This window comes from Methylobacterium sp. E-041 (assembly GCF_022829665.1).
GTDB lineage: Bacteria > Pseudomonadota > Alphaproteobacteria > Rhizobiales > Beijerinckiaceae > Methylobacterium.
The window spans coordinates 1-1,982 of record NZ_JAKSYQ010000009.1; the positions used below are offsets into that span (position 1 = coordinate 1).

Sequence of the window (1,982 nt, forward strand, 5' to 3'; positions counted from 1 at the left end):
GAATAGTCGGACCGGCCCGTATGCCACAATTGGCTATCCCTTGATGAGTTGATACGGAAGCGCGCCCGCAAGGGCGGCTTCCGCGTCGGGACGCACAGGGATGCCCTGGCCGTGGCGCTACCTGCACCCGCCGCGGAACGCGCCCCGCAACGGATCGGAGGTCCCACCGCGATGTACCGCCCATCGTCGTCTGGACGGGACGGCGCTCACGCGGCGATCCCGTCCTCCGGTCTGCGCCTGCGGTATCGGCCGCCGTCCTCGCTCGCGAACAGTTTCTTGAACTTGATCCCCTGGTCGATCACGCCCTGGAGCAACTCCGGCCCCCACTACCCGGGATAATCCTCTGCTTCCTTCTTGAACTCGTGGCCAATCCGCTGCGCGATGCCGCCGAGGTGCATCGCCTCCTGCTCCGGGAGGATGTCCCATATCTCCTGCGCCTCGGTCCGCCAGAACGCCCGGGCCTTCACCGTCGCGATGTGCTCCTTCTGCCGTTCGAGCTCGTCCGCGAACCACGCAATCTCGTTCCACTGCCCTCGATCCCGGCGTCGCGCGCGTCCACCATCCCGAGCGCCTCGTGCCGGAGCCCCCGCTCCGCGGCGATCGCCTCCGCCATGCGCAGGCGCTCCGTCACTACGATCGCCGCAGCCTCGGCCTCCGCCGCCTTCCACAGCGCCACGCCGGCCTTCGCCAGCCCCGTCTCGACCGCCCCCGGTAGGCCCGCGAACTCGATGACCGGGCTGTACGCGCGCTCCCGGGTCCACTTCGCCAGGTGCTTGCCGACGCACTGGTTGTTGCCAGCCACCCCCGCATTCAGTTTGACCCGTTCCCACACGGGCCGAAGCAAGAGACGCTCCTTGCCCTCGGCCCAAATTCGGTCTGCAGCTCGGAGGTTCTCCCGGGGATCTTCACTAAGCAGAGGAACAGCTTTTTCTTTGTTGCAGTCATCGACAAGCAGTTGGACGGTGCTCAGGTGGTCCCACCCGGACAGCGGAATGTAGAATACCGTCCGCTTACAGGCAGGCGCTGGAACGTGATGAGCGGCCGGGTTGGGTCGGAGACGGAGCGTCCGCTTCCGGGCGAAGGGGCTGGGTCCGCTTCCCACCCGTTGCGGACTTCGCGGGTGGGTACCAAGCGTCAGATTTGGACCACTAGCTGGCGGCCGGTTGCTTCGAGCAGCTCGCTGACGACCTACAGGCGTTCCTGCGGCTGGCCTTCCGCGGCAGTCCGAAGTGGGAGACGAGCCGGCCAAGGCTGCTCGCATGCGCGGCATCAAACTGGAGGTCGGCACACTGCCGGAGGCCAAGCGCCGCTTTGGCCTACTACCGCGCACTGGGTGGCAGAGCGTTTCTTCGCCCCGGCGCCGCGCTTGCGTTGCCTCATCGAGGACTACGGGTTCTATCCGAACACGCTCGCAGACTTCTACAACGACGTGTTTGTCCGCACCATGCTTAAACAGGCCGCCCAACTAACGACTAGTCCATAACAGCCTCTAAAATTTCGAGCCACCAGAGAAGCGGAAGGCCTGCGTCTGGTCCGCACCGATATGGCCGTACTTGCCGAGGGTCGGGACATACACCTTCACGCCCTCGTCCTTGGTGAGCGCGTAGGCATAGTCGAAGCGGATTGGACCAAGCGGCGAATTCCACAGGATCGACGCGCCGATGGACGAGCGGATGACGGCCTTGTCGCGGACGTTGACGCATTCCGGCTCGACGCCGATCGTGTACGCGCTGTACTTGCAACCCGTCGCAGCGGCGTAGCCGTTGATGAAGCCGTCGCCGTTCACGTCGAACGCACGCTTGCCCTTGTAGCCGAACAACGTGCCGGCATCCGCAAACAAGGCGCCCTTCAGGCCGAGATCGCGCGGCACGTAGGGGAGCGGGAACTGGATCTCGAGGGTGCCGCCGACGTAGGTCGAGCCGCCGATGGCGTTGGAGCGGGCGTCGGTGGTGCCGACGTCGCGCGGGCCGATGCCGTTGGGA

At 65.7% G+C, this 1,982-nt stretch carries 3 protein-coding genes; all 3 read right to left on the bottom strand.

All coding sequences use genetic code 11. The features are described 5' to 3' along the window. Positions 1 to 326 precede the first annotated feature (326 nt). Entirely contained in the window at positions 327 to 467 is a 141-nt protein-coding gene (locus MKK70_RS00125; RefSeq protein WP_243931713.1) for a hypothetical protein, read from the bottom strand. Beyond that, positions 464 to 1,270, bottom strand: coding sequence for a DNA-binding protein (locus MKK70_RS00130; protein ID WP_313899062.1), 807 nt, complete (start codon positions 1,268 to 1,270; stop codon positions 464 to 466). The genes MKK70_RS00125 and MKK70_RS00130 overlap by 4 nt, the downstream gene beginning before the upstream one ends. Positions 1,271 to 1,489: 219 nt before the next feature. After that, on the bottom strand, positions 1,490 to 1,982 hold a 493-nt coding region (locus tag MKK70_RS00140; RefSeq protein ID WP_243945267.1), incomplete at its 5' end, for a BamA/TamA family outer membrane protein.

Bases quoted from the DNA above. Each gene is read 5' to 3' on its own strand.
- MKK70_RS00130 (WP_313899062.1), bottom strand. From the start codon at position 1,270: ATGCCGCGCATGCGAGCAGCCTTGGCCGGCTCGTCTCCCACTTCGGAC.